Genomic DNA, 20,930 nt, shown 5'->3' with positions numbered 1-20,930 from the left:
TCGGCCAACAACGCCGGCGCGCAGACCTCCTTCATCCCGCTGCTGACGCTGGGCATCCCGCCCAACGCCGTGATGGCGCTGATGGTGGGCGCGATGACCATCCACAACATCCAGCCCGGCCCGCAGGTGATGACCAGCAACCCCGAGCTGTTCTGGGGCCTGATCGCCTCGATGTGGATCGGCAACGCGATGCTCATCATCCTGAACCTGCCGCTGATCGGCATGTGGATCAAGCTGCTGTCGGTGCCTTACAAGTACCTGTTCCCGGCCATCGTGCTGTTCTGTGCGATCGGGGTGTACTCGACCAACAACAACACCTTCGACATCTGGATGGTCGCGATCTTCGGCTTCGTGGGCTACAGCTTCTTCAAGCTGGGCTGCGAGCCTGCGCCGCTGCTGCTGGGCTTCATCCTGGGGCCGATGATGGAAGAGAACCTGCGCCGCGCGCTGTTGCTGTCGCGTGGTGACTGGGCCGTCTTCGTCTCGCGACCGATTTCGGCGGGCCTGCTGGCTGCTGCGCTGCTGCTGCTGGTGATCGTGCTGCTCCCGGCCGTCAAGTCCAAGCGGGAAGAAGCCTTCCACGAAGAAGAGGCCTGATCGCGGGCCTACCGCCTCTTCACCCCTCCAACGGCACCTTCGGGTGCCGTTTCCTTTGAATGGCCGAGGCTGGGCGTGAGTTCATTTCTTTGGCTTCATGTGCTGCCGCGCCATCGCGAGGAATGCCATGGCGGCAGGGTTGAGCGGATGCTTGGCCAGACGCACGGCAACCACCGGGTATTCGAGCGTGGGGCGCGTCACGGCCACCGCGCGAAGGTTGGCGGGCATGAGCACCTCCACGTAGCGAGGCAGCAGCGCGACACCGGCGCCGGCCTGGATGAGGCCGAAGGCAGTCGACAGCATCGACACGTGGTGGACCACGCGCGGGTACACGTTGGCCATGCTCGAAAGCTGGCGGCTGACGGAACGCCAGATGTTGGCGTCCGGATTGACGTGAATGAAAGGCAGCCCGTCCAGGTGCCTGGCATCGATCACGACCCGCTGCGCCAGCGGATGGTCGTCCCGCGCAAACAGGGCCATGCGCTCGCTGAAGAGCGGTTCCGTCGCGAGTTCCGAATGCTTCTGGCCGATGTCGGAGCCGAAGCCGAGGTCGGCCTCTTGCGAAAGGATCCGCGAAATCATCTGCTCGGCCGTGCTGTCCAGCAGCGCGGTCGCCAGCGCGGGGTGCTGTTGCGAGAAGCGACTCAGCAATGGCGGCATCAGTGCGCCGGCTGTGAGATGGCCCACTGCCAGCACCACGCGCCCTTCCCGGAGCTGGGATTGCGACCGGCAAGCGCCGACGGATTCATCGATCAGCCGAAGCGCGCGAACGGCCGTGTCGACCATCATCTGACCCGCGCTGGTCATGCGGATGCGGCGCCCGCGCACGACCAGGGGCTGGCCGAGCTCGTGCTCCATGCGCTTGATCAGATGACTGATGGCGGGCTGCGTGAGCTGCAAGGTCTCTGCCGCCAGCGTGAAGCTGCCTGACTCGGCGACCGCCGCCAAGGCCCGGAGCTGCTGCAGCGAGATCTCTTCCGAGGCGACCTTTGTCATAAGCCTGACTCATAGTTGGATAAGGCAGATTATCTGGTTTGATGCCTCGGCGCTGAATAGCATTCGAGACATTCACAGGGGACACAATCCAGCACCATGAAACGAATCCAGTTCCTTCAGGCCATGGCTGCCGCACTTTGCGTGGCCGCGTCGCCCGCCGCCTTGGCGGACAGCTTCCCGACCAAACCGATCCGGCTGATCGTGCCTTTCCCGGCGGGAGGCGCCACGGATCTGTTCGCGCGCACGCTGTCGCAGAAGATGGGCGAGAAGCTCGGCACGACGCTGATCGTCGACAACAAGCCGGGCGCGGGAGGTGCGATCGGCTCCGATGCCGCCGCAAAGTCCACCCCCGACGGCTACACGCTGCTCCTGGCGACGACCAGCACCCACTCGATCGGCCCGGCCATCTACAGCAAGCTGCCCTATGACACGGTGCGCGACTTCACGCCGATCGTTCATGTCGGCGACGCCCCGAGCATCATGCTGGTGCCCAACAATTCGCCGGCCAAGACCGTGCAGGAATGGATCGACTACGCCAGGAAGAACCCCGGCAAGCTCAACTATGCGTCGAGCGGCAACGGCACCATCGTGCAGCTCACGGCCGAACTCTTCCAGTCGCAGGCCGGGATCTCGGTGCTGCACATTCCGTACAAGGGGACGGCGCTCGCCATTCCAGACCTGATCAGCGGAAAGATCGACGTCCTGTTCGATGCGCTGCCGACCGGGATGCCGCATGTGCGCGATGGCCGCTTGCGCGCACTGGGCGTGACGTCGCTCAAGCGCAGCCCGCTGGCACCCGACCTGCCGCCGATCGCGGACACGCTGCCGGGCTTCGAGTCGAACACCTGGTTCGGCCTCTACGGGCCCAAGGGCATGCCGGCGGATCTGGTGACGCGCATCAACACGGCCGCCAATCAATCGCTGAGCGATCCTGAAGTGCGCGACAAGCTGGCCAAGCTGGGAATTTCGCCGGCCACCAGTACACCCGCACAGTTCGCAAGCATGGTGGCCGAGGACGCGGCCAAGTGGAAAAAGATCATCGTCGATCGCAAGATCACGGGGGATTGAGCTCGCCCCCAGGTTGGCTCACTCCGTGTAGCCGCCCACCCCCTGCCGGGGGCAACACCAGCGGCCCGGCGAAGCCGGTTCCGCGGTGTTTCTGGAAGAGGCCAGGCTTCGCCGGCCGGTGTTTGTACTGGTTTTGAATTGAAGGTACTTATGAAATTTGACTACGCCAATCCATACACCTCGACGCGTATTCCGGTTTTTGCGCGCAATGTCGTTTCGACTTCGCATCCCTTGGCCGCCCAGGCTGGGCTGCGCATTCTTCAGCAGGGTGGGAACGCGGTGGATGCGGCGATTGCGACTGCAGCTGCGATGACCCTGGTCGAGCCGGTCAGCAATGGGCTTGGGAGCGATGCTTTCTGCATCCTGTGGGACGGCAAGAAGCTTCACGGGTTGAACGGCTCCGGTTGCTCGCCTGCGGCTTGGACGCCTGACTACTTCCGTCGCAAGTACGGCGCCGATGCTGCTACCCCGCCTCAGCGCGGCATGGACTCGGTCACGGTGCCGGGGGCCGTGGGGAGTTGGGTCGCGCTGTCCGAACGCTTCGGGAAGTTGCCCTTTGCAGACCTGATGGCGCCGGCGATCGAGATCGCCGAGCGTGGCTACCTCATGCCGCCGGTCGTGCAGCAGAAATGGGCCGCTGCCACGCCGGTCCTGCAATCGCAACCGGGGTTTGCGCAGAGCTTTCTGCCGTGGGGGCGTGCGCCCGAAGTCGGGGAACTGTTTCGCTTCCAGGCCGCGGCCCGTGCGTTGAAGGCCATCGCGGCGACCAAGGGCGAAGCGTTCTACAGCGGCGAGATTGCCGAGGCGCTGGAGAAATTCTCCAACGAGAACGGCGGCAGCCTGAAGGTGCGTGACCTCGCCGACTGGAAGCCCGAATGGGTCGAGCCGATCGCGCAGGACTACCGCAACCACACGCTGCACGAGATCCCGCCGAACGGGCAGGGCATTGCGGCGCTGATCGCCCTGGGCATCCTCCGGCACTTCGACATCGAATCGATCCCCGTCGACTCGGTCGCATCGCAGCACCTGCAGATCGAGGCCATGAAGCTCGCGTTTGCCGACACCTACCGCTATGTGTCGGACCCTTCGTCAATGGAGGTGACACCCCTGCAGATGCTCGATGACGCCTACCTCGCTTCGCGTGCCAAACTCATCGACGTGAACAAGGCGCAGGACTTCAAGGCGGGCAACCCGGTCAAGGGCGGCACGATCTACCTCACGGCCGCCGACGAGAGCGGAATGATGGTGAGCTTCATCCAGAGCAACTACATGGGTTTCGGCTCGGGTTGCGTCGAGCCCGGATATGGCATCAGCCTGCAGAACCGTGGCCACGGCTTCAGCTTGAAGGACGGCAGCCCGAACATCGTGGCGCCGGGCAAGCGGCCCTTCCACACGATCATCCCGGCCTTCCTCACGAAGGACGGCGCGCCGGTGATGAGCTTCGGCGTGATGGGCGGCAACATGCAGCCGCAAGGTCACATGCAGACGCTGGTTCGAATGCTCGACTACAAGCAGAATCCGCAAGCCGCCTGCGATGCGCCGCGCTGGCGCTTCAATTCGGGGCTGGAGATCAACGTCGAGGCGGCGATGAACCCGGCGACCGTGCAGGGCCTGACCGATCTCGGTCACAAGGTGGACGTGATCAACGACTCCTACCAGGACTTCGGCGCGGGCCAGTTCATCTGGCGTGCGGGCGATCCGGCGGTCGAGGGCTACGTGGCCGCAAGCGATGCGCGACGCGACGGCCTCGCGGCCGGTTTCTAGAGGTGCTGCCGGAGCACCACACGCACAAGAGTCTCGCGCCGGGCCTCGCACTCGCGACGCTCGGTGCGATCGCATTCAGCGGCAAGGCGATCATCGTCAAGCTGGCCTACCGCTATGGCGTGGATGCAGTCACGCTCATCATGCTGCGCATGCTGTTTGCGCTGCCGCTGTTCGTCGTGATGGCGTGGTGGGCCGGCCGGGGCAAGCCGCCGCTGACTCGGCGCGACTGGATGGGCGTGATCGGGCTGGGCTTCTCGGGCTACTACCTGGCGAGCTTCCTGGACTTCGCCGGGTTGGCCTACATCACTGCGAGCCTGGAACGGCTCATCCTCTATCTCAACCCGACGCTGGTCTTGCTGTTCGGCTGGATCGTCTACGGGCGGCGCATCACGCGCGGCCAGGTCGCCGGCATGATGATCAGCTACGCCGGTGTGTTGCTGGTGTTCGGCCACGAAGTCAGCCTGGGGCAGAGCGCATCCGCGGCATGGGGCGCGCTCCTGGTGTTCCTGAGTGCCGTGAGCTACGCCATCTATCTCATTGCGAGTGGGGAATTCGTCAAGCGGCTGGGCTCGCTGCGCCTCGTGGGGTTGGCGACCAGCGTGGCGTGTCTGCTCTGCATCGTGCAGTTCATGCTCCTGCGGCCGATGAGCGCAGCCTTCGAGGTGGCGCCGGAGGTGATCTGGCTGTCGATCCTCAACGCCACGTTGTGCACGGCATTGCCGGTCCTCGCCGTCATGATGGCGATCGAGCGCATCGGCCCCGCATTGGCCGCGCAAACGGGTATGGTCGGGCCGATGTCGACGATCCTGATGGGTGTGGTGATCCTCGGCGAACCCTTTACCCCGTGGATCGCAGCCGGTACCGTGCTGGTGATCGCCGGCATCTTTGTATTCACACGCATGGGCCGTTGAGCCCGGAGGACTGAACATGGATTTGGGAATTGCAGGCAAGACCGCCCTGGTGTGCGGCGCGAGCAAGGGCCTGGGCTACGGCTGCGCGGAGGCGCTGGTGCGCGAAGGCGTCAACGTGGTGATCGTGGCGCGCGGCGCCGAAGCGCTGGAGGCTGCGGCGAAGAGCTTGCAGGTGACGGCCGCCACGAGCGCGGCCAAGCCGTTCGTGAAGCATGCGGCCGCAGACATCACTACTGTCGATGGCCGCGCGGCCGCTTTCGCGGTGCACAAGGACTTCGACATCGTGGTCACCAATGCCGGCGGTCCGCCGCCCGGCGACTTCCGCGAGTGGGACCGCGAAGCGTGGGTCAAGGCGCTCGACGCGAACATGCTGACGCCGATCGAACTGATCAAGGCGACGGTGGATGGCATGGCGGAGCGCGGCTTCGGTCGCATCGTCAACATCACGTCGAGTTCGGTCAAGGCGCCGATCGATATCCTGGGCCTGAGCAACGGGGCGCGCAGCGGGCTGACCGGGTTTGTGGCGGGCGTCGCGCGCTCGGGCATCGCGGGCAAGGGCGTGACCATCAACAACCTGCTGCCGGGATCGTTCGATACCGATCGGCTCAAGGGCACCATGATCGGCGCCGCGAAGAAGACGGGGCAGGACATCGATGCGATCCGCGCCAGCCGGCAGAAGGGCATTCCCGCGGGCTGTTTCGGCAATCCGGCCGAGTTCGGCGCGATCTGCGCGTTCCTGTGCAGCGTGCACGCAGCCTACATGACGGGGCAGAACGTGCTGGCCGATGGCGGCGCGTACCCGGGGACTTACTAGGCCAACCACGACAAGGAGCCATCCATGAGCAAAGCCGTCCGCATCGACCGCAACGGCGGTCCCGAGGAACTGAAGATCGTCGACGTCGAGGTCGGCGACCCGGGACCCGGCGAGATCCGCATTCGCCACAAGGCAGTCGGTCTCAATTTCATCGACACCTACCAGCGCAGCGGTCTCTACCCCTTCCCGATGCCGCTGCAACTCGGCATGGAAGCTTCAGGCGTCGTCGAGGCGGTGGGCGAAGGCGTGTCGCACCTCAAGGTCGGCGACCGTGCGGCGTATGCCAGCCAGCCTCCGGGCGCGTATTGCGAAGCGCGCGTGATGCCCGCCAAGTTCGTCTGCAAGCTGCCGGATGCGATTTCCTTCGAGACCGGCGCGGCGATGATGCTCAAGGGCCTGACCGCGCAGTACCTGTTGAAGAAGACGCTTCCGGCCGAAGGCCTCCAGCCCGGCGATTTCATCCTGTTCCACGCGGCCGCCGGTGGCGTGGGGCTGATTGCATGCCAATGGGCGAAGGCGCTCGGGTTGCAACTGATCGGCACCGCAGGCAGCGACGCCAAGTGCAAGATCGCGCTGGCTCACGGCGCGGCGCATGCGATCAACTACAGCACCGAGAACTTTGCCGAGCGCGTCAAGGAAATCACTGGTGGCAAGGGCGTCAAGGTTGTCTACGACTCGGTGGGAAAGGACACCTTCGAAGGCTCCCTGAACTGCCTGCGACCTTTCGGCCTGCTGGCGATCTTCGGCAATGGATCGGGCCCGGTTCCACCCTTCAACCTCGGCTTGCTGGCCTCGAAGGGTTCGCTCTACGTCACGCGACCCACGCTGTTCACGCACACTTCCAGCCGTGAAAGCACTCAGGCGATGGCCGACGACCTCTTTGCCGTGGTCGAGAGCGGTACGGTGAAGATCCCGATCGACCAGCGCTATCCGCTGGCCGATGTGCAGCAGGCGCACCGCGACCTCGAGGCGCGCAAGACCACTGGCTGCACCATCCTGACGCTGTGAGAACGGCGCGCGCCGCCTCTGTTGCCCTTACTGCAACTGGCCCAGGCGTGATTGCCGCATACGCGTCGGTGCCAGTGCGCCGGCGGATTCGAGAATAGGATAGGCGATCGAGCAGATGTGCGAGTTGATGCGCTTGAGATCGCTGATCAGGTCGATGTGCAGCGAACTGGTCTCGATGCTCAACGCGGTCTGGTCGGTCAGCCGGCCGAGATGGGTCGTGGCGTAGGCGCGCTCCAGGTCGCGGAAGCGCGCCTTTTCTTCGAGCAGCTTCTGGGCGTCGCGCACATTGCCGTTCAGGAACACGCTCATGCTCAGCCGCAGGTTCGCCACCAGACGTTCGTGCAGCTCGACGATCTCGCGCATGCCGGCTTCCGAGAAATTGCGCTGCGGCCTGATCTTCTTGTCCTCTATGTCGATGATCACCCGCTCGATGATGTCGCCGATCTGCTCCATGTTGATCGTGAAGCTGATGATGTCGGTCCAGCGACGGCTCTCTTCCTCTCCCAGGGCTTCGCGTGAGATCTTGGTCAGGTAGTACTTGATGGCTGAATAGAGCTCGTCCACCGTGTCGTCGAGCTTGCGCAGTTCCTGGGCGAGCCGGAGGTCGTTGTTCTTGATCACGTTGAGCACGCCGATCAGCATCGTTTCCACCACGTCAGCCTGATGCAATGCCTCGCGCGCGGCGTTGGAGATGGCAAGCGTCGGTGTCGACAGCGCCGAAGGGTCGAGGTGCTGCGGGCGTCGCATGGCCGCGGGTTCCTCGGGTACGGGCAGCAGGCGGGTCGCCAGCCGGGCCACGATGTCGGTCAGGCCGATGAAGGCGACGCTCATCACGATATTGAACGCCAGATGGTAGAGAACGACCAGCTGCGTCGCATCGCTGATGAATGGCCTGACCTCGCGCAGCCACAGTCCGATGAAAGGCCCCGCGATGATCACGCCCAGCAGCTTGAACATGAGATTGCCGACAGTCACCTGCCGCACCGCGACCGACGACTTCGCCGTGGTGAGCACTGCCAGCAAGCCGCTGCCAAGGTTGGCGCCAAGCACCAGCCCGAGCGCCACATCGAGCGGCACCACGTTCGAACTCGCCATGGCGGCGACCAGCAGCACGACCGCAAGGCTTGAATAAGCCAGGATGGCGAGCGTGGCGCCGATGGTGATCTCCAGCAGCACGTCGCTGTTGAGTGACTCGAGCACGGCGCGCATGGCCGGACTTTCGAACAGCGGACCGGTGGCCTCGACCACGAGCTGCAGCGCGAGCAACATCAGTCCGAGCCCGATCAGCACACGACCGACGCGCCCCGCCATGCTGGAGGGGCGTGTGATGAACAGCACCACGCCCACGAAGATGAAAAGCGGGGAGAGCCATGAAAGATCCGCCGAGAACAGCACCGACATCAGCGCCGTACCGATGTCCGCGCCGCGCATCACGGCGAGCGCCGCCGGCAGCGTGACCAATCCCTGGCCGACGAAGGACGAAGTCATCAGCGAAGTCGCCGTGCTCGACTGCACCAGTGCCGTCACCCCGACGCCCGACAACGCCGCCGTGAAGCGATTGCGCATGCTGTGCACGAGGATCCTGCGCAAATTGGCGCCGAAGACACGCAGGACGCCGGTGCGAACGAGTTGGGTACCCCACACCAGCAGCGCGATGGCCGCCAGCAAATTCAACAAGTGCTTCATGGAATGGAAGCACTATAGAGCACCCACCTGCGCGAATACGAGAAACACCGCGGAACCGGCTTCGCCGGCCCGCTGGTGTTGCCCCCGGTAGGCGCTAGGTTTTTCGGACGCGCCGCAACTCGTCAATGATCAGGCAGATCGCGCCGATCGTGATGGCGCTGTCCGCCACATTGAAGGCGGGAAAGTGCTGGCCCGCGAGGTGGAAGTCGAGGAAATCGACGACATAGCCGTGCATCATGCGATCGATCACATTGCCGATGGCGCCGCCCAGGATGGCCGCCATCGAGAACGAAAAGAGCTTCTGCCCCGCGTGCGACCTGAGCATCCAGATGATGAAGAGCGCCGCGGCAATGCCGATGGCCATGAAGAACCAGCGCTGCCAACCCGCGGCATCCGCGAGGAACGAGAAGGCCGCGCCGGTGTTGTGGGCGCGCACGACGTTGAAGAAGCTGGTGACGTAGGTGGCGTCGCCGTACTTGTAATAGCCGAGGATCAGTGTCTTGGTGAACTGGTCGATGATGACGATGACGAGTGCAAGGCCGAGCCAGGGCCAGATCCCGAGGCCCTGCGAGCCTGAAGACCGGCGGGCCATCAGGCGGCGTTCCTTGCTTCGCCAGCGCCGTAGAGGTTGCTCGTGCAACGTCCGCAGAGACCCGGGTGCGCGGCGTCGTGCCCGACATCGTCGCGCCAGTGCCAGCAGCGCTCGCACTTCGTCGCGGTGCTTGCCGTCACGGTCGCCGACAGCGCATCGCCGGTGGCCAGGGCGACCGCCGAGGTGATGAAGACGAACTTCAGGTCATCACCGAGCGACGTGAGCAGCGCATGGTCATCGACGGGCGCGGTGATCGTGACGTTGGCCTGCAGCGACGAGCCGACCTGGCCCGCCGTGCGCACGGTCTCGATCTCCTTGTTGACCGCGTCGCGGATTTCGCGGATGCGGGTCCACTTGGCGAGCAACGCTTCGTCGGGCGTGCCGAGATCGCTGTAGGTCTGGACGAAGATCGATTGCCCGTCGCCGCAGAACTTCCAGGCTTCTTCAGCCGTGAAGCTCAGGAAAGGCGCCATCCAGCGAAGCATCGCCTGCGTGATGTGCCAGAGCGCCGTCTGGGCGCTGCGGCGCGCATGCGAGCCCGGTGCGGTCGTGTAGAGGCGGTCCTTCAGCACGTCGAGGTAGAAGGCGCCCAGGTCTTCCGAGCAATACACCTGCAGCTTGGCCACCACCGGGTGGAACTCGTAGACCTTGTAGTGCGCGAGCACATCGGCCTGGAATTGCGCGGCGCGGCTCAGCGCGTAGCGGTCGATCTCGAGCAGCTGATCGAGCGGCACCGCATCCTTCGCGATGTCGAAGTCGCTGGTGTTGGCGAGCAGGAAGCGCAGCGTGTTGCGGATGCGGCGATAGGCATCCACCACGCGCGCGAGGATCTTGTCGTCGCCGGCGATGTCGCCGGAGTAGTCGCTCGCGGCCACCCAGAGGCGGGTGATCTCGGCGCCGAGCTTCTTGTTCACGTCCTGCGGGTCGATGCCGTTGCCGAGCGACTTGCTCATCTTGCGGCCCTGGCTGTCCACCGTGAAGCCGTGCGTGAGCAGGCCGCGATAGGGCGCGCGGCCTTCGAGTGCGGCGGCAATCAGCAGCGACGAGTGGAACCAACCGCGATGCTGGTCGTGGCCTTCGAGGTAGAGGTCGGCTTCGGGTCCGGTCTCGTGGTGCACGTTGGGGTGCGTGCCACGCAGCACGTGGAAGAAAGTCGAGCCGGAGTCGAACCAGACTTCGAGGATGTCGGTGCTCTTGGTGTAGTGCGGCGCGTCGGTATCGCCGAGGATTTCTTCGGCGGTGACGCGGCTCCAGGCCTCGATACCGCCCTTCTCGACAATGTCGGCGGCCTGGTCGAGGATTTCCATCGTGCGCGGGTGCAACTCGCCCGAATCCCGGTGCAGGAAGAACGGGATCGGCACGCCCCAACTGCGCTGGCGGCTGATGCACCAGTCGGGCCGGTTGGCGATCATGTCGTGCAGGCGCGCCTTGCCGTTCTCCGGATAGAAGCTCGTCTGCTCGATGGCTTCGAGTGCAGTCTGCCGCAGCGTCCTCGGCGCCTTGTCCTTGGTGAAGACGCCTTCGCCTTCGTCCATGCGGATGAACCACTGCGCCGCGGCGCGATAGATCACGGGCGTCTTGTGACGCCAGCAGTGCGGGTAGCTGTGGGTGATCTGCTCGGTCGTCATCAGGCGGCCGGCATCACGCAGCGCGTGGATGATGACCGGCACGGCCTTCCAGATGTTCTGGCCGCCGAAGAGCGGGAAGTCGGGCGCGTACGACCCGTTTCCTTGCACCGGATTCAGGATGTCGTCATAGGCCACCCCGTGCGCGATGCAGGAGTTGAAGTCGTCCACGCCATATGCCGGTGATGAGTGGACCAGGCCGGTGCCGTCATCCGCCGTCGCGTAGTCGGCCAGGTAGACCGGAGACAGGCGGCGGTAGCCCGCATCCACGTCGTACAGCGGATGCTCGAACTCCAGGCCACCGAGCTTCTCGCCCTTGACGGTGGCGAGCACCTTGCCATCGAGCGCATAGCGGGTCATGCACATCTCGACCAGCGAAGCGGCAAGCACGAGCAGGCCGCGCTCGGTGTCGACCAGCGCGTAGTCGAGCTCGGGGTTCAGGTTGATCGCCTGGTTGGCGGGGATCGTCCATGCGGTGGTGGTCCAGATGACCGCGAAGGCGTCCTTGGTCAGTGCCGGCAGGCCGAAGGCGGCCGCGAGCTTTGCCGGGTCGTGCGCCTTGAAGGCGACGTCGAGTGTCTGCGACTTCTTGTCGGCGTACTCGATTTCGAATTCAGCCAGCGAAGAGCCGCAGTCGAAGCACCAGTACACCGGCTTGAGGCCGCGGTAGACGAAGCCGCGCTCGATCACGCGCTTGAAGGCACGGATTTCGCCGGCCTCGTTGGCGAAGTCCATCGTCTTGTAGGGGTGGTCCCATTCGCCCAGCACGCCCAGGCGCTGGAAATCGGACATCTGCTGCGCGATCTGTTCGGTGGCGTAGGCGCGGCTCTTGGCCTGCATCTCGTCGCGGCTCAGGTTGCGGCCGTACTTCTTTTCGATCGCGTTCTCGATCGGCAGGCCGTGGCAGTCCCAGCCGGGCACGTACAGCGCGTCATAGCCTTCGAGCTGGCGCGCCTTGGTGATCATGTCCTTCAGGATCTTGTTGACGGCGTGACCCATGTGGATCTGTCCGTTGGCATAGGGCGGTCCGTCGTGCAGGATGAACTTGGGCGCGCCGTGGCGTGCGTCGCGCAGGCGGTGGTAGATGCCTTGTTCGTTCCATTCCTTGACCCATCCCGGCTCACGCTTGGGCAGGTCGCCGCGCATCGGGAAGGGGGTGTCGGGCAGGTTCAGCGTGGCGCGGTAATCGGTGCCGCCGTCGGTCTTGTTGTCAGCCATGGAAGTTCCAGAAATCTGCGCTGCCTTGCAACGCGCGAGGGGATCGGGAGCGTGCGGCCGTTGCAATGAAGGCGCGGCCGGACGCGGCGGAAAGCGAAGGTTCCGCTTTAAATTCGGTCGCGCGTGGTCTGGCGATGGGTCTCGGCGTGGGTGGAAGCAAAGAATGCGCGCGCGTCACGGCCATCCTTCGCGATGCCCGCCGTGAGGGCCTCGAGACTGGTGTAGCGCAATTCGTCGTGCAATTTGTGCAGCAGTTCCACGCGGACGATTTTACTGTAGGCCCCCTCGGAACCGAGATGGGCAGGCCAGTCGAGACAGTGGGTCTCGAGCAGGACCCGGCCGGCGTTGACGTCGTTGGCGTCCAGGGAAGGGCGCACGCCGAGGTTGGCGACGCCGTGAAGCGGGGCTTCGGCCAGGCCATGCACAAGCACCGCGAAGATGCCATTGGCCGCCGGCTTCCAATGCTTGAAGCGCAGGTTGAGGGTGCGAAACCCGTCGTCGCGGCCCGGTGCGGAAGCACCCAGCGCGCGGCCCAGCTTGCGGCCGTGGACTACGTGGCCGGAGATGGCGTAAGGCCGGCCCAGCAGAGCCTGCACGTCGGCCATCCGGCCTTCGGCGAGGGCCTCCCTGACCGCGGAACTCGAGACGCGAAGGCCGTGGACCTCGTAGCTATTCATGCGCGCCACGTCGAAGCCGTGTTGGTCGCCGGCCCGATCGAGCATGGCGTAGTCGCCGGCGCGCTTGGCGCCGAAGCGGAAATCGTCCCCGACCAGCACGTAGCGCGCGCCCAGGCCCTCGATCAACACGTGCTGGATGAATTCGTCGGGCGTCTGCGAGGCGAGGGCAGTGTCGAAAGGCAGCACGATCGTCTGCGCCACGCCGCCGGCGGCAAGCGCGGTCAGTTTGTCGCGCAGCGTGCCAATTCGGGCGGGGGCCAGTTCCGGGCGCTTGGTGATCGCTGCGAAATAATCGCGCGGATGAGGCTCGAAGGTCATCACGCAACTGGGCAGGCCGCGCAGGCGCGCCTCGGTGTTCAGCAGCCCGAGCATCGCCTGGTGACCGCGGTGGACACCGTCGAAATTGCCAATGGTCAGGGCGCAGGCCGGTGCCACGCCCGGATGCCGAAAACCCCGGAAAATCTGCATTGGTCGGTATCTTTTTGATAGCACTTTGCGCCCGTGGAATGGGCACATCAGGGCGTTTTGTCACAAAGCCGGTATATTGTGACGCAGTGCGTCATGCGCAAGCCCTTTTGGGCGAGCGTTGTGTGCAGGTCTTTCCGTGGTTCTCTTTGCTTGAGGAGGCGTGTGGTGAAGGTCTTGAAGCTGTCGGCCCAAGGGCTGCCCCAGTCGTGGATTTCGCTTGAACAGGCGGTGATCCACTACGCCTCCGACGAGGTGCGCTGGGAGGTGGGCGGGCAGGTCGCGGTCTTCCGGGGCGGCCACAACGCGATCACGGGCCAGCAGTCGCAGATCGCCATCAACAGCATCATCGGCACCAAGGGCGTGCCTCGCATCAACCCCTTCACCCAGCGGCCCGGACTGACCAACAGCAAGCTGTTCGCGCGAGATCGCAATGTCTGCGCATATTGCGGCGGTCACTTCCACGAGGAAGAACTGACGCGCGAGCACATCATTCCCTTTGCACAGAATGGAATCGATACCTGGATGAACGTGGTGACGGCCTGCCGGCCTTGCAACCACCGCAAGAGCAGCCGGACGCCGGAGCAGGCCGGAATGCCTCTGCTCTATACGCCCTACGTGCCCAGCCTTTGGGAAGACTTCATCCTGCGCAATCGCCGCATCCTCGCGGATCAGATGGAATTCCTGATGGCGCATCTGCCACAGACCTCGCGTTTGCACGGCGAGCTTTTCGCGCTTCGCGTTCAATAGGTCAATTCGAGCACGCTCACGTTGTTTTGCGCCGTGGGCCAGGAAAGGCCTGCGACGCGTTCACCATTGAATTCGGCCGCCACCGTGCGAGGCGAATCGCTGGTCAGCCTGATGGTCGAGGTCGAGACGCCCGAGCCCTGAAGGGGGACGCCGGGCGGTACCGCGTGGCCGTCGAAGCGCATGCTGTCACGCTCTGCATCGAAATAGCCCCGCGGCCGGGTGAAGATCACCAGCGCCTTGGCGTCGCGGTCGGCTTCCGGGATCCGCTCAGGCCGTAGTTGCACAACGGTGCTCGATCGTGGAAACGGGCTGCGGTAGGTGTGAGTCGTTGCGTAGCCCGCTGCGCTCAGGACGAACTCGTAGGCTGTGTCCGGTTGGGCGACGAGCGGCCCCCATCTCGCGTCCGGCCCGATGGTCTGCGCCCAAACCGCAGGGCCGTGTCGCTTGCCCGTCGCGGCGTCGATCGGGAAGATTTCGAGGCGGGCGCCAGTCAGCGGCAGGTTGTTGACGAATGTGCCGCTTGTCGGATCCTGCGGGTCGAGCCCCAGCCCTGTGACCCTGCCTGACAAGCTCACTTGCGCCTCGGGGACTGGCTGCAAGGTCTTCGGGGCTTCTCCGGTCAGAAAGCGCCAAGTCGCTGCGAATGCAGCCGGCGAGAAGGAGGTTTCACGGTGATCGACGCGCGGCAACACGACGTTGACCGCGCCCTTGAGTGCCGGTCCGTCGAACCCTATGTGGGTCGGCGTGCCTTTGGCACCGATCCAGATGCCGTCTGGCTGCGCGTATTTGTCGTTGTTGTCGGAGCGCAGCGTCAGCCATTTCACGCCGGGCGTGACTTCGTCGCCATTGCCGTTCTTCGCTGAATTGAGCTGCTGCAGGAAGGGGCTCAGCCCGGAGAACTCATTGCCTTCGCGGAGCCCCTTGATGGCCCAGATGCCGTGCGCCGGGTTGCCGCCCAGGACCACATGGCTGACAACGCGGTCGCCGCCGCCGTTCTGCACGTAGTTGCGGATCGCGTTGCCCCCGCGCGAATTGCCGATCAAGACGACCTGGCTGGCACCGGTCGATTTCAGGACGCGCTCGACTTCCTGCTTCAGGAAGGCCATTGATTCGGCGCTGGAACTGCGTCCCGGCTGCGGGACGGTGTCATCGTCCCGAGCAAGAGGAAAGGGCTGGTCGATCGCAAACAACCGATCACGCGGCCAGCCGTTCGATTCGAACCGCCAGATCGTCGTCTGCCAGAGCGCAGCCGAATCTCCGTTGCCGTGCATGAACACGATCGGTGGCCGATCTTTGGACGGCGGTACGCTGGTACAGGCGGCGAGCATGGTTGTGGCGAGGGTGCCAAGGATCAATGACCGACGAGTGTGCACGGCAATCTCCGATTCAAGAAAAAGCGCCCGCGAGCTCGAGGCCGGCGGGCGCTTCGCTACGGGCGAAGAGGGCAGTGGCTACTCACGCAAATACGCCGGCCGTGTCCTGCATGCGGGCCGACACTTCACCCAGATGGTGCAGCGTGTCGCCGAAGGTCATTTCCAGTTGCGTGAGCTTCTTGAAATAGTGGCTCACGATGTATTCGTCCGTCACGCCGATGCCGCCATGCAGTTGCACGGCCTGCTGGCTGACGAAGCGCATGGAAACGCCCAGCTGGTACTTCGCCCGCGCCAGTGCCTGACGACGCTCGGCAGGCGGTGCGTTGAGCTTCAGGCTGGCGTAGTAGCTCATCGAGCGGGCCAGTTCGAGTTGCATCTTCATGTCGGCAATGCGATGGCGCAGCGCCTGGAAGGTCGCGATCGCCACGCCGAATTGCTTGCGCGTGTTCATGTACTCGACAGTGATCGCGAGCGTCTTGTCCATCACGCCGACAGCCTCGGCACAGGTGGCGGCGATGCCGATGTCGACCGCATGTTCGAGGGCCGGCAGCCCGTCCTTGGCGATCAGCGTGGCCGCCGCCTTGTCGAACACGACTTCGGCCGCACGGCTGCCATCCTGCGTGCCGTAGCCACGGGCCGCGACGCCGTCGGCCGCACGTTCGACGAGGAAGAGGGCGATCTTGCCGTCGAGCTGTGCGGGCACGATGTAGGCATCGGCCTCGTCGCCTGCGGGCACCAGGCTCTTGGTGCCGCTCAAGTTCCAGCCGTCACCGGCCTTCGTGGCCTGTGCGTCGCAAACGTCGACGCGGTAGCGTGCCTTCCGTTCCTGGTAGGCCAGCACGACCATCGCCTGACCGCCCGCGATGCGCGGCAGCCAGTTGTCCTTGGTGTCCTCGTCCGCATGGCCTGCGAGCACCGCGCCTGCGATGAACGATTGCGCCAGCGGCTCCAGCACGATGCCGCGCCCGAGTTCTTCCATGACGACCATGCCCTCGACCGGGCCCATGCCCAATCCGCCTTCGTCTTCGGGGATGTAGAGACCGCCCAGGCCCAGTTCGGCCAGTTCGTCCCAGGCCTCACGAGAGAAGCCGCCCGCTGCCTCGGTGGCGCGGCGGCGCTCGAAGCCGTAGCCTTTTTCGACCCACTTGGCGACCGCGTCGCGAAGCTGTTGCTGGTCGTCGCTGAAATTGAAGTCCATTGCCTGATCCTTGTGAGCCCGCGTTCAACCCAAGACCGTCTGCGCGACGATGTTGCGCTGCACTTCGTTGCTGCCGCCGTAGATGGTGGTCTTGCGCATGTTGAAGTAGGTCGACGAAAGAGGTGCCAGTTGCGGATGACCGCCGGGGAAATCGCCTTGCCAGCCGGCTTCCATCGCTTCGCGAATCAGCGGCAGCGCGTAGGGGCCGCCTGCCAGCATCATCAGTTCGGAATAGCGCTGCTGGATCTCGCTGCCTTTGATCTTGAGCAGACCGGCGATGTCGAGCGAGTTCTTGCCCGACGTGGCGGCCGAGAGAACGCGCAGCACCAGCATCTCAAGTGCGACGACGTCGACTTCGAGCTTGGCGATCTCGTCGCGGAAGCGCTGGTCTTCCCAGACGCCTTCGCTCTTCGCGATGCGCTTGAGGCGTTCCAGTTCGCGCTTGGCGCGGTTCACGTCGGCGATGTTGGTGCGCTCGTGCGAGAGCAGGTGCTTGGCGTAGGTCCAGCCCTTGTTTTCTTCGCCGATGAGGTTCTCGGCTGGCACCTCGACGTTGTCGAACCAGACTTCATTGACCTCGTAGCCGCCGTCGAGCAGCTTGATCGGGCGCACCGTGACACCGGGCGACTTCATGTCGATCAGCAGGAAGCTGATGCCGGTCTGGGGCTTGCCCTCATTGCTGGTGCGGACCAGGCAGAAGATCCATTCGCCATATTGGCCGAGCGTGGTCCAGGTCTTCTGGCCGTTGACGATGTACTTGTCACCCTTGCGTTCGGCCTTGGTCTTGACCGAGGCCAGATCCGAGCCGGAACCCGGTTCGCTGTAGCCCTGGCTCCACCAGACTTCGCCGCTGGCGATGCCGGGCAGGAAGCGCTTCTGCTGTTCAGCGTTGCCGTAGGCCATGATCACCGGCGCCACCATGACAGGGCCGAAGGGAATGATCCGGGGCGCGCCGGCGAGGGCGGCCTCTTCTTCGAACAGGTGCTTTTCGACCGCGGTCCAACCCGGACCGCCGAATTCCTTCGGCCAGCCATAGCCCAGCCAGCCCTTCTTGCCGAGGATCTTGGCCCAGCGCTGCAGATCGTCGCGCGTCAGTTCGAGCGCGTGATGCACCTTATGGGAAATCTCTGCGGGAAGGTTTTCTTTGACCCAGGCGCGAATCTCTTCGCGGAACTTCTGTTCTTCGGGCGTGAAGCTCAAATCCATGCGTGCCTCGCTGTGTTGATCGAACGCCGCAGGGGGCGGCGTGTCTCCGGAATCGGCGGTTTTAGCACGGTCGTGCTAGTTCGAGGTGTCCGCGCGGCGACAAGGCCCGGACCCGCCGAACGAGCACAGATAATCCCGCGTCCCATGAAGAACATTGTGATCCTGATCTCCGGCAGCGGCTCCAATATGGCGGCCATCGTGCGGGCTGCCGAGAGTGGTCGCTGGGCCGCGCGTTTCGGCGCGCGCGTCGCGGCCGTCATCAGCAACAAGCCGGACGCCCAGGGACTGCTGATTGCCCGCGAGCACGGAATCCGCACGGCCGTGGTTTCGCACACGGATTTTTCGAGCCGTGAGGACTTCGACGTGGCGCTCGCCCGCGCGATTGACCTTCATTCGCCCACCCTGGTCGTCCTCGCGGGCTTCATGCGGATTCTTACGCCGGGTTTCGTTGCGCACTACGAACGCCGGCTTCTCAATATCCACCCATCGCTCTTGCCGGCTTTTCCGGGACTTCATACCCATCGGCGGGCCATCGAAGCTGGCTGCCGGGTGGCCGGGGTGACCGTGCATGAAGTGACCGTCGAACTGGACCATGGGCCGATCCTGGCCCAATCCGCGGTGCCGGTGCTGCCCGACGACACGCCTGAAACATTGGCCGCCCGGGTGTTGGCGCAAGAACACAGGGTTTACCCTCAAGCCATCGCAAGCTGGCTAGAACTGGAAACAAACTGACACAATCGAGCATCTCGTGTGCTCGGGGGAGTGTTGGATTGAAAAGTTCTCGTCGCTCATGGCCTCGGTCGACCCGGGCCCGTCGCGTATGCGCTTTCTCGCCTAGTCGAGCTTGACGAAGCGCAGCCGTGACGACCCCTCGACATCCACTGTTTCGCCGAACATGGCCGCGGGTCTCACCCAGAGCCCGTGCTCGCCATAAAGCGCCCGATAGAGCGTCATTGGCTCCAGCGTCTCGCTGTGGCGCACGGTGCCAAGCACTTCGTATTCACCGCCCTTGTAGTGGCGATACCGCCCCGGCGGTGTTTCGATCAGGGGCGGCAGGTTTTCGTCTGTCACGTGGTTTGTTTCCTTCGATAGGCTAAAAGGTCAGGATGAATCGGGCAGATTTTGTTCATCTCGTGCGACTGAGCGAGCACGCCAGCGCGGATGACAGCACGGGCTACCGGCGCGGCGTCGCCGTATTTGCCGCGCTCGGGTATCTGTGGGTGATCGCCTGTTTGGCGCTCGCAATTGGCATCATCGTCTGGGTCGCCGGTTCTTTCGGGGCGGGCGGGCGATTTGGCGTGACGCGAGGCTGGCTTCTGCTGTTCGCGCTCGGTTTGCTCTGGGCCACGCTGCGCGCCCTGTGGGTGCGTCTCGAAGAACCCGAGGGGATCGTGCTGGAGCGCGAAGACGCGCCAGGCCTCTTCGAATCGCTCGATCGCATCCGGCAGAAGATCGACGGACCGCAAGTGCATCGCGTCTATCTGGACAGCGAATTCAACGCGAGCATCCGCCAGTTGCCGCGATTCGGCCTGTTCGGCGGCGCCATCAACTATCTCAGCGTGGGGCTGCCGCTCCTCATGGCGCTCGACCGGCGACGCGTGCTTTCTGTCCTGGCCCATGAATATGGTCACCTGCGCGGAAACCATGGCAAGTTGAGCGCGTGGATCTACCGTACGCGCCTTTCGTGGCTGCGGCTGGACGCGAACTTCCAGCGCGACGACGGCGTGATGGCATTCGCATCGCAGGCCTTTTTTCGCTGGTACTTTCCGCGCTTTGCCGCAAAGACCTTCGCGCTGGCGCGGCAGGATGAATACGAGGCCGACCGCGTCGCCGCCCGACTCCTGGGTACGCGCGTGGTCGCCAGTGCGTTGAAGGAGATTGCCGTCAAGAGCGCTTGGTACGCGGAGCAATTCTGGCCCGCGCACTGGGGACGCGCGGTCGATGATTCCTTGCCGGTCGGGCCTTTCTCCGCGATGGCCCCCAGGTTTTGCGCACCTGTCGAAGAGGACTGTGCCCGCGCTGCGTTGCGTGATGCGCTCCGCAGCGTGAGTGACGTCGACGACACCCACCCCGTATTGCGCGATCGCCTCGAAGCGCTGGACGAAAAATCCGCCATGCCGTCCTGGTCGGAGAACTCGGCGCTTGGACTCTTGGCCGACGCGCCGAAATGGATCAAGCATTTCGACAGTGAATGGTGCAGCGATCACGCGAGCGACTGGAAGCAGCATCACGCCTACCTGGTCCGCGTCCGCGAACGCGTTGAGGCGCTCGCAGCCAGCGCCGGCCGGAACAGTGCCGACGAGATGGTCGAGTGGGCCGATTGCGCGCGGCGAATCGATCGGGCCGCTGATGTATGGCGTTTGTATGAGCGCGCACTGGAGATCACGGCGAACCACCCTGGGGCGCTGCGCGGTCTGGCCCAGGTGCTTCCTGCCAGTGATCGCCAGGCTCGCCTCGCCTTGCTGGAGCGCTTGCACGAATCGAGCACAGCCAGTCGGTGGTGGGCCGCCAAGACGGCGGTGGCGGCCCTCGAGGACCTGGACACCGGAGCGCACGACGACCGGGCGCTCAGGCTCTGGCGTGAACGAGCCAAGACCGCGGAGGCCGCCGAGCAACGCGCCTGGGAAGAAATCACCGAGACGCCGTTTTTCAGCCAGATCGCACGCCACGACCTGAGCGAGTTCGAACTCGGCGAACTGAGGGCGGACTTCGTCCGTTGCAGCGCAATCACGCGGGCCTGGGTGGTCCGCAAGAACCTGCGCGAGTTTCCATGGCGCCGCGCCTATGTCATCTTTGTCGAACTGCCAACACTCGCGGACGAAGAGCGCTGGAATCTGTGCCGCGAACTTGAACACACGTTGAGCATTCCCGGCGCGGCGCTGGTTCTGTGGGCCGGGCACTCGCCGACGCTTGCAGAGATCGAGCGACAGGCTTACGGAGAGGTTTGGACACGCGCATCCGCTTGATGTCGGCTTCGGCTGA

At 64.5% G+C, this 20,930-nt stretch carries 18 protein-coding genes; 9 read left to right on the top strand and 9 right to left on the bottom strand.

Features of this window, described 5'->3' with window-relative positions:
* The coding region (locus tag AC1DHL_RS27715) for a tripartite tricarboxylate transporter permease (RefSeq protein ID WP_478164073.1) at nucleotides 1-597 on the top strand (597 nt) is incomplete at its 5' end.
* Between the two features lie 81 nt (nucleotides 598-678).
* Here AC1DHL_RS27715 and AC1DHL_RS27710 read toward each other — a convergent pair.
* On the bottom strand, nucleotides 679-1,593 hold the full coding sequence (locus AC1DHL_RS27710; RefSeq protein WP_478105154.1) for a LysR family transcriptional regulator: 915 nt from the start codon (nucleotides 1,591-1,593) through the stop codon (nucleotides 679-681).
* 96 nt (nucleotides 1,594-1,689) lie between these two features.
* Here AC1DHL_RS27710 and AC1DHL_RS27705 point away from each other — a divergent pair, with 96 nt between their 5' ends.
* The 5 genes from AC1DHL_RS27705 (at nucleotide 1,690) to AC1DHL_RS27685 (ending at nucleotide 7,158) form a co-directional block, all read left to right on the top strand.
* A complete protein-coding gene (locus AC1DHL_RS27705; RefSeq protein WP_478164072.1) occupies nucleotides 1,690-2,661 on the top strand; it encodes a Bug family tripartite tricarboxylate transporter substrate binding protein in 972 nt (323 codons plus the stop codon).
* 150 nt (nucleotides 2,662-2,811) lie between these two features.
* Nucleotides 2,812-4,425 carry a gamma-glutamyltransferase family protein gene (locus AC1DHL_RS27700; protein WP_478164071.1) on the top strand — a complete coding sequence of 538 codons (1,614 nt, stop codon included), beginning with the start codon at nucleotides 2,812-2,814 and terminating at the stop codon, nucleotides 4,423-4,425.
* A 2-nt stretch (nucleotides 4,426-4,427) separates the two neighbouring features.
* On the top strand, nucleotides 4,428-5,336 hold the full coding sequence (locus AC1DHL_RS27695; RefSeq protein WP_478164070.1) for a DMT family transporter: 909 nt from the start codon (nucleotides 4,428-4,430) through the stop codon (nucleotides 5,334-5,336).
* A 16-nt stretch (nucleotides 5,337-5,352) separates the two neighbouring features.
* On the top strand, nucleotides 5,353-6,150 hold the full coding sequence (locus AC1DHL_RS27690; protein WP_478164069.1) for an SDR family oxidoreductase: 798 nt from the start codon (nucleotides 5,353-5,355) through the stop codon (nucleotides 6,148-6,150).
* A 24-nt stretch (nucleotides 6,151-6,174) separates the two neighbouring features.
* Nucleotides 6,175-7,158, top strand: coding sequence for a quinone oxidoreductase family protein (locus tag AC1DHL_RS27685; protein WP_478164068.1), 984 nt, complete (start codon nucleotides 6,175-6,177; stop codon nucleotides 7,156-7,158).
* Between the two features lie 27 nt (nucleotides 7,159-7,185).
* Here the strand turns inward: AC1DHL_RS27685 and AC1DHL_RS27680 are convergent, their stop codons facing one another.
* The 4 genes from AC1DHL_RS27680 to AC1DHL_RS27665 form a co-directional block, all read right to left on the bottom strand.
* Nucleotides 7,186-8,844 (bottom strand): Na/Pi cotransporter family protein, encoded by a 1,659-nt coding sequence (locus tag AC1DHL_RS27680; protein WP_478164067.1) that lies wholly within the window; start codon nucleotides 8,842-8,844, stop codon nucleotides 7,186-7,188.
* Between the two features lie 94 nt (nucleotides 8,845-8,938).
* Nucleotides 8,939-9,436 (bottom strand): signal peptidase II, encoded by a 498-nt coding sequence (lspA, locus tag AC1DHL_RS27675; protein ID WP_478164066.1) that lies wholly within the window; start codon nucleotides 9,434-9,436, stop codon nucleotides 8,939-8,941.
* Nucleotides 9,436-12,279 (bottom strand): isoleucine--tRNA ligase, encoded by a 2,844-nt coding sequence (gene ileS / locus AC1DHL_RS27670; protein ID WP_478164065.1) that lies wholly within the window; start codon nucleotides 12,277-12,279, stop codon nucleotides 9,436-9,438. Before ileS ends, lspA begins: the two co-directional genes overlap by 1 nt.
* A gap of 107 nt (nucleotides 12,280-12,386) precedes the next feature.
* The gene (locus tag AC1DHL_RS27665) at nucleotides 12,387-13,424 is read right to left on the bottom strand and encodes a bifunctional riboflavin kinase/FAD synthetase (protein ID WP_478164064.1); all 1,038 of its coding nucleotides are present in this window, start codon (nucleotides 13,422-13,424) and stop codon (nucleotides 12,387-12,389) included.
* Between the two features lie 165 nt (nucleotides 13,425-13,589).
* Here AC1DHL_RS27665 and AC1DHL_RS27660 point away from each other — a divergent pair, with 165 nt between their 5' ends.
* Nucleotides 13,590-14,171 (top strand): HNH endonuclease, encoded by a 582-nt coding sequence (locus AC1DHL_RS27660; protein WP_478164063.1) that lies wholly within the window; start codon nucleotides 13,590-13,592, stop codon nucleotides 14,169-14,171.
* On the opposite strand, the gene AC1DHL_RS27655 is transcribed toward AC1DHL_RS27660, so the two are convergent.
* The 3 genes from AC1DHL_RS27655 to AC1DHL_RS27645 form a co-directional block, all read right to left on the bottom strand.
* Entirely contained in the window at nucleotides 14,165-15,544 is a 1,380-nt protein-coding gene (locus AC1DHL_RS27655) for an alpha/beta fold hydrolase (RefSeq protein ID WP_478164062.1), read from the bottom strand. The genes AC1DHL_RS27660 and AC1DHL_RS27655 overlap by 7 nt on opposite strands.
* An 82-nt stretch (nucleotides 15,545-15,626) precedes the next feature.
* Entirely contained in the window at nucleotides 15,627-16,742 is a 1,116-nt protein-coding gene (locus AC1DHL_RS27650) for an acyl-CoA dehydrogenase family protein (protein ID WP_478105138.1), read from the bottom strand.
* A 24-nt stretch (nucleotides 16,743-16,766) separates the two neighbouring features.
* Nucleotides 16,767-17,948, bottom strand: a complete 1,182-nt coding sequence (locus AC1DHL_RS27645; protein WP_478105137.1) for an acyl-CoA dehydrogenase family protein — start codon at nucleotides 17,946-17,948, stop codon at nucleotides 16,767-16,769.
* Nucleotides 17,949-18,092: 144 nt separating this feature from the next.
* Between AC1DHL_RS27645 and purN the strand changes: the two genes are divergently transcribed.
* The gene (gene purN, locus AC1DHL_RS27640) at nucleotides 18,093-18,680 is read left to right on the top strand and encodes a phosphoribosylglycinamide formyltransferase (RefSeq protein WP_478105135.1); all 588 of its coding nucleotides are present in this window, start codon (nucleotides 18,093-18,095) and stop codon (nucleotides 18,678-18,680) included.
* 102 nt (nucleotides 18,681-18,782) lie between these two features.
* Here purN and AC1DHL_RS27635 read toward each other — a convergent pair whose 3' ends face one another.
* The gene (locus AC1DHL_RS27635; RefSeq protein WP_478164061.1) at nucleotides 18,783-19,019 is read right to left on the bottom strand and encodes a DUF1653 domain-containing protein; all 237 of its coding nucleotides are present in this window, start codon (nucleotides 19,017-19,019) and stop codon (nucleotides 18,783-18,785) included.
* Nucleotides 19,020-19,054: 35 nt separating this feature from the next.
* Here AC1DHL_RS27635 and AC1DHL_RS27630 point away from each other — a divergent pair, with 35 nt between their 5' ends.
* Nucleotides 19,055-20,914, top strand: coding sequence for a M48 family metalloprotease (locus AC1DHL_RS27630; protein ID WP_478164060.1), 1,860 nt, complete (start codon nucleotides 19,055-19,057; stop codon nucleotides 20,912-20,914).
* The last annotated feature ends 16 nt before the right edge of the window (nucleotides 20,915-20,930 follow it).

It is taken from the genome of Variovorax sp. 10L426, from assembly GCF_056395305.1.
Note: the sequence above shows the minus strand (reverse complement) of the source record. Positions and strands in the feature narration are given on the sequence as shown.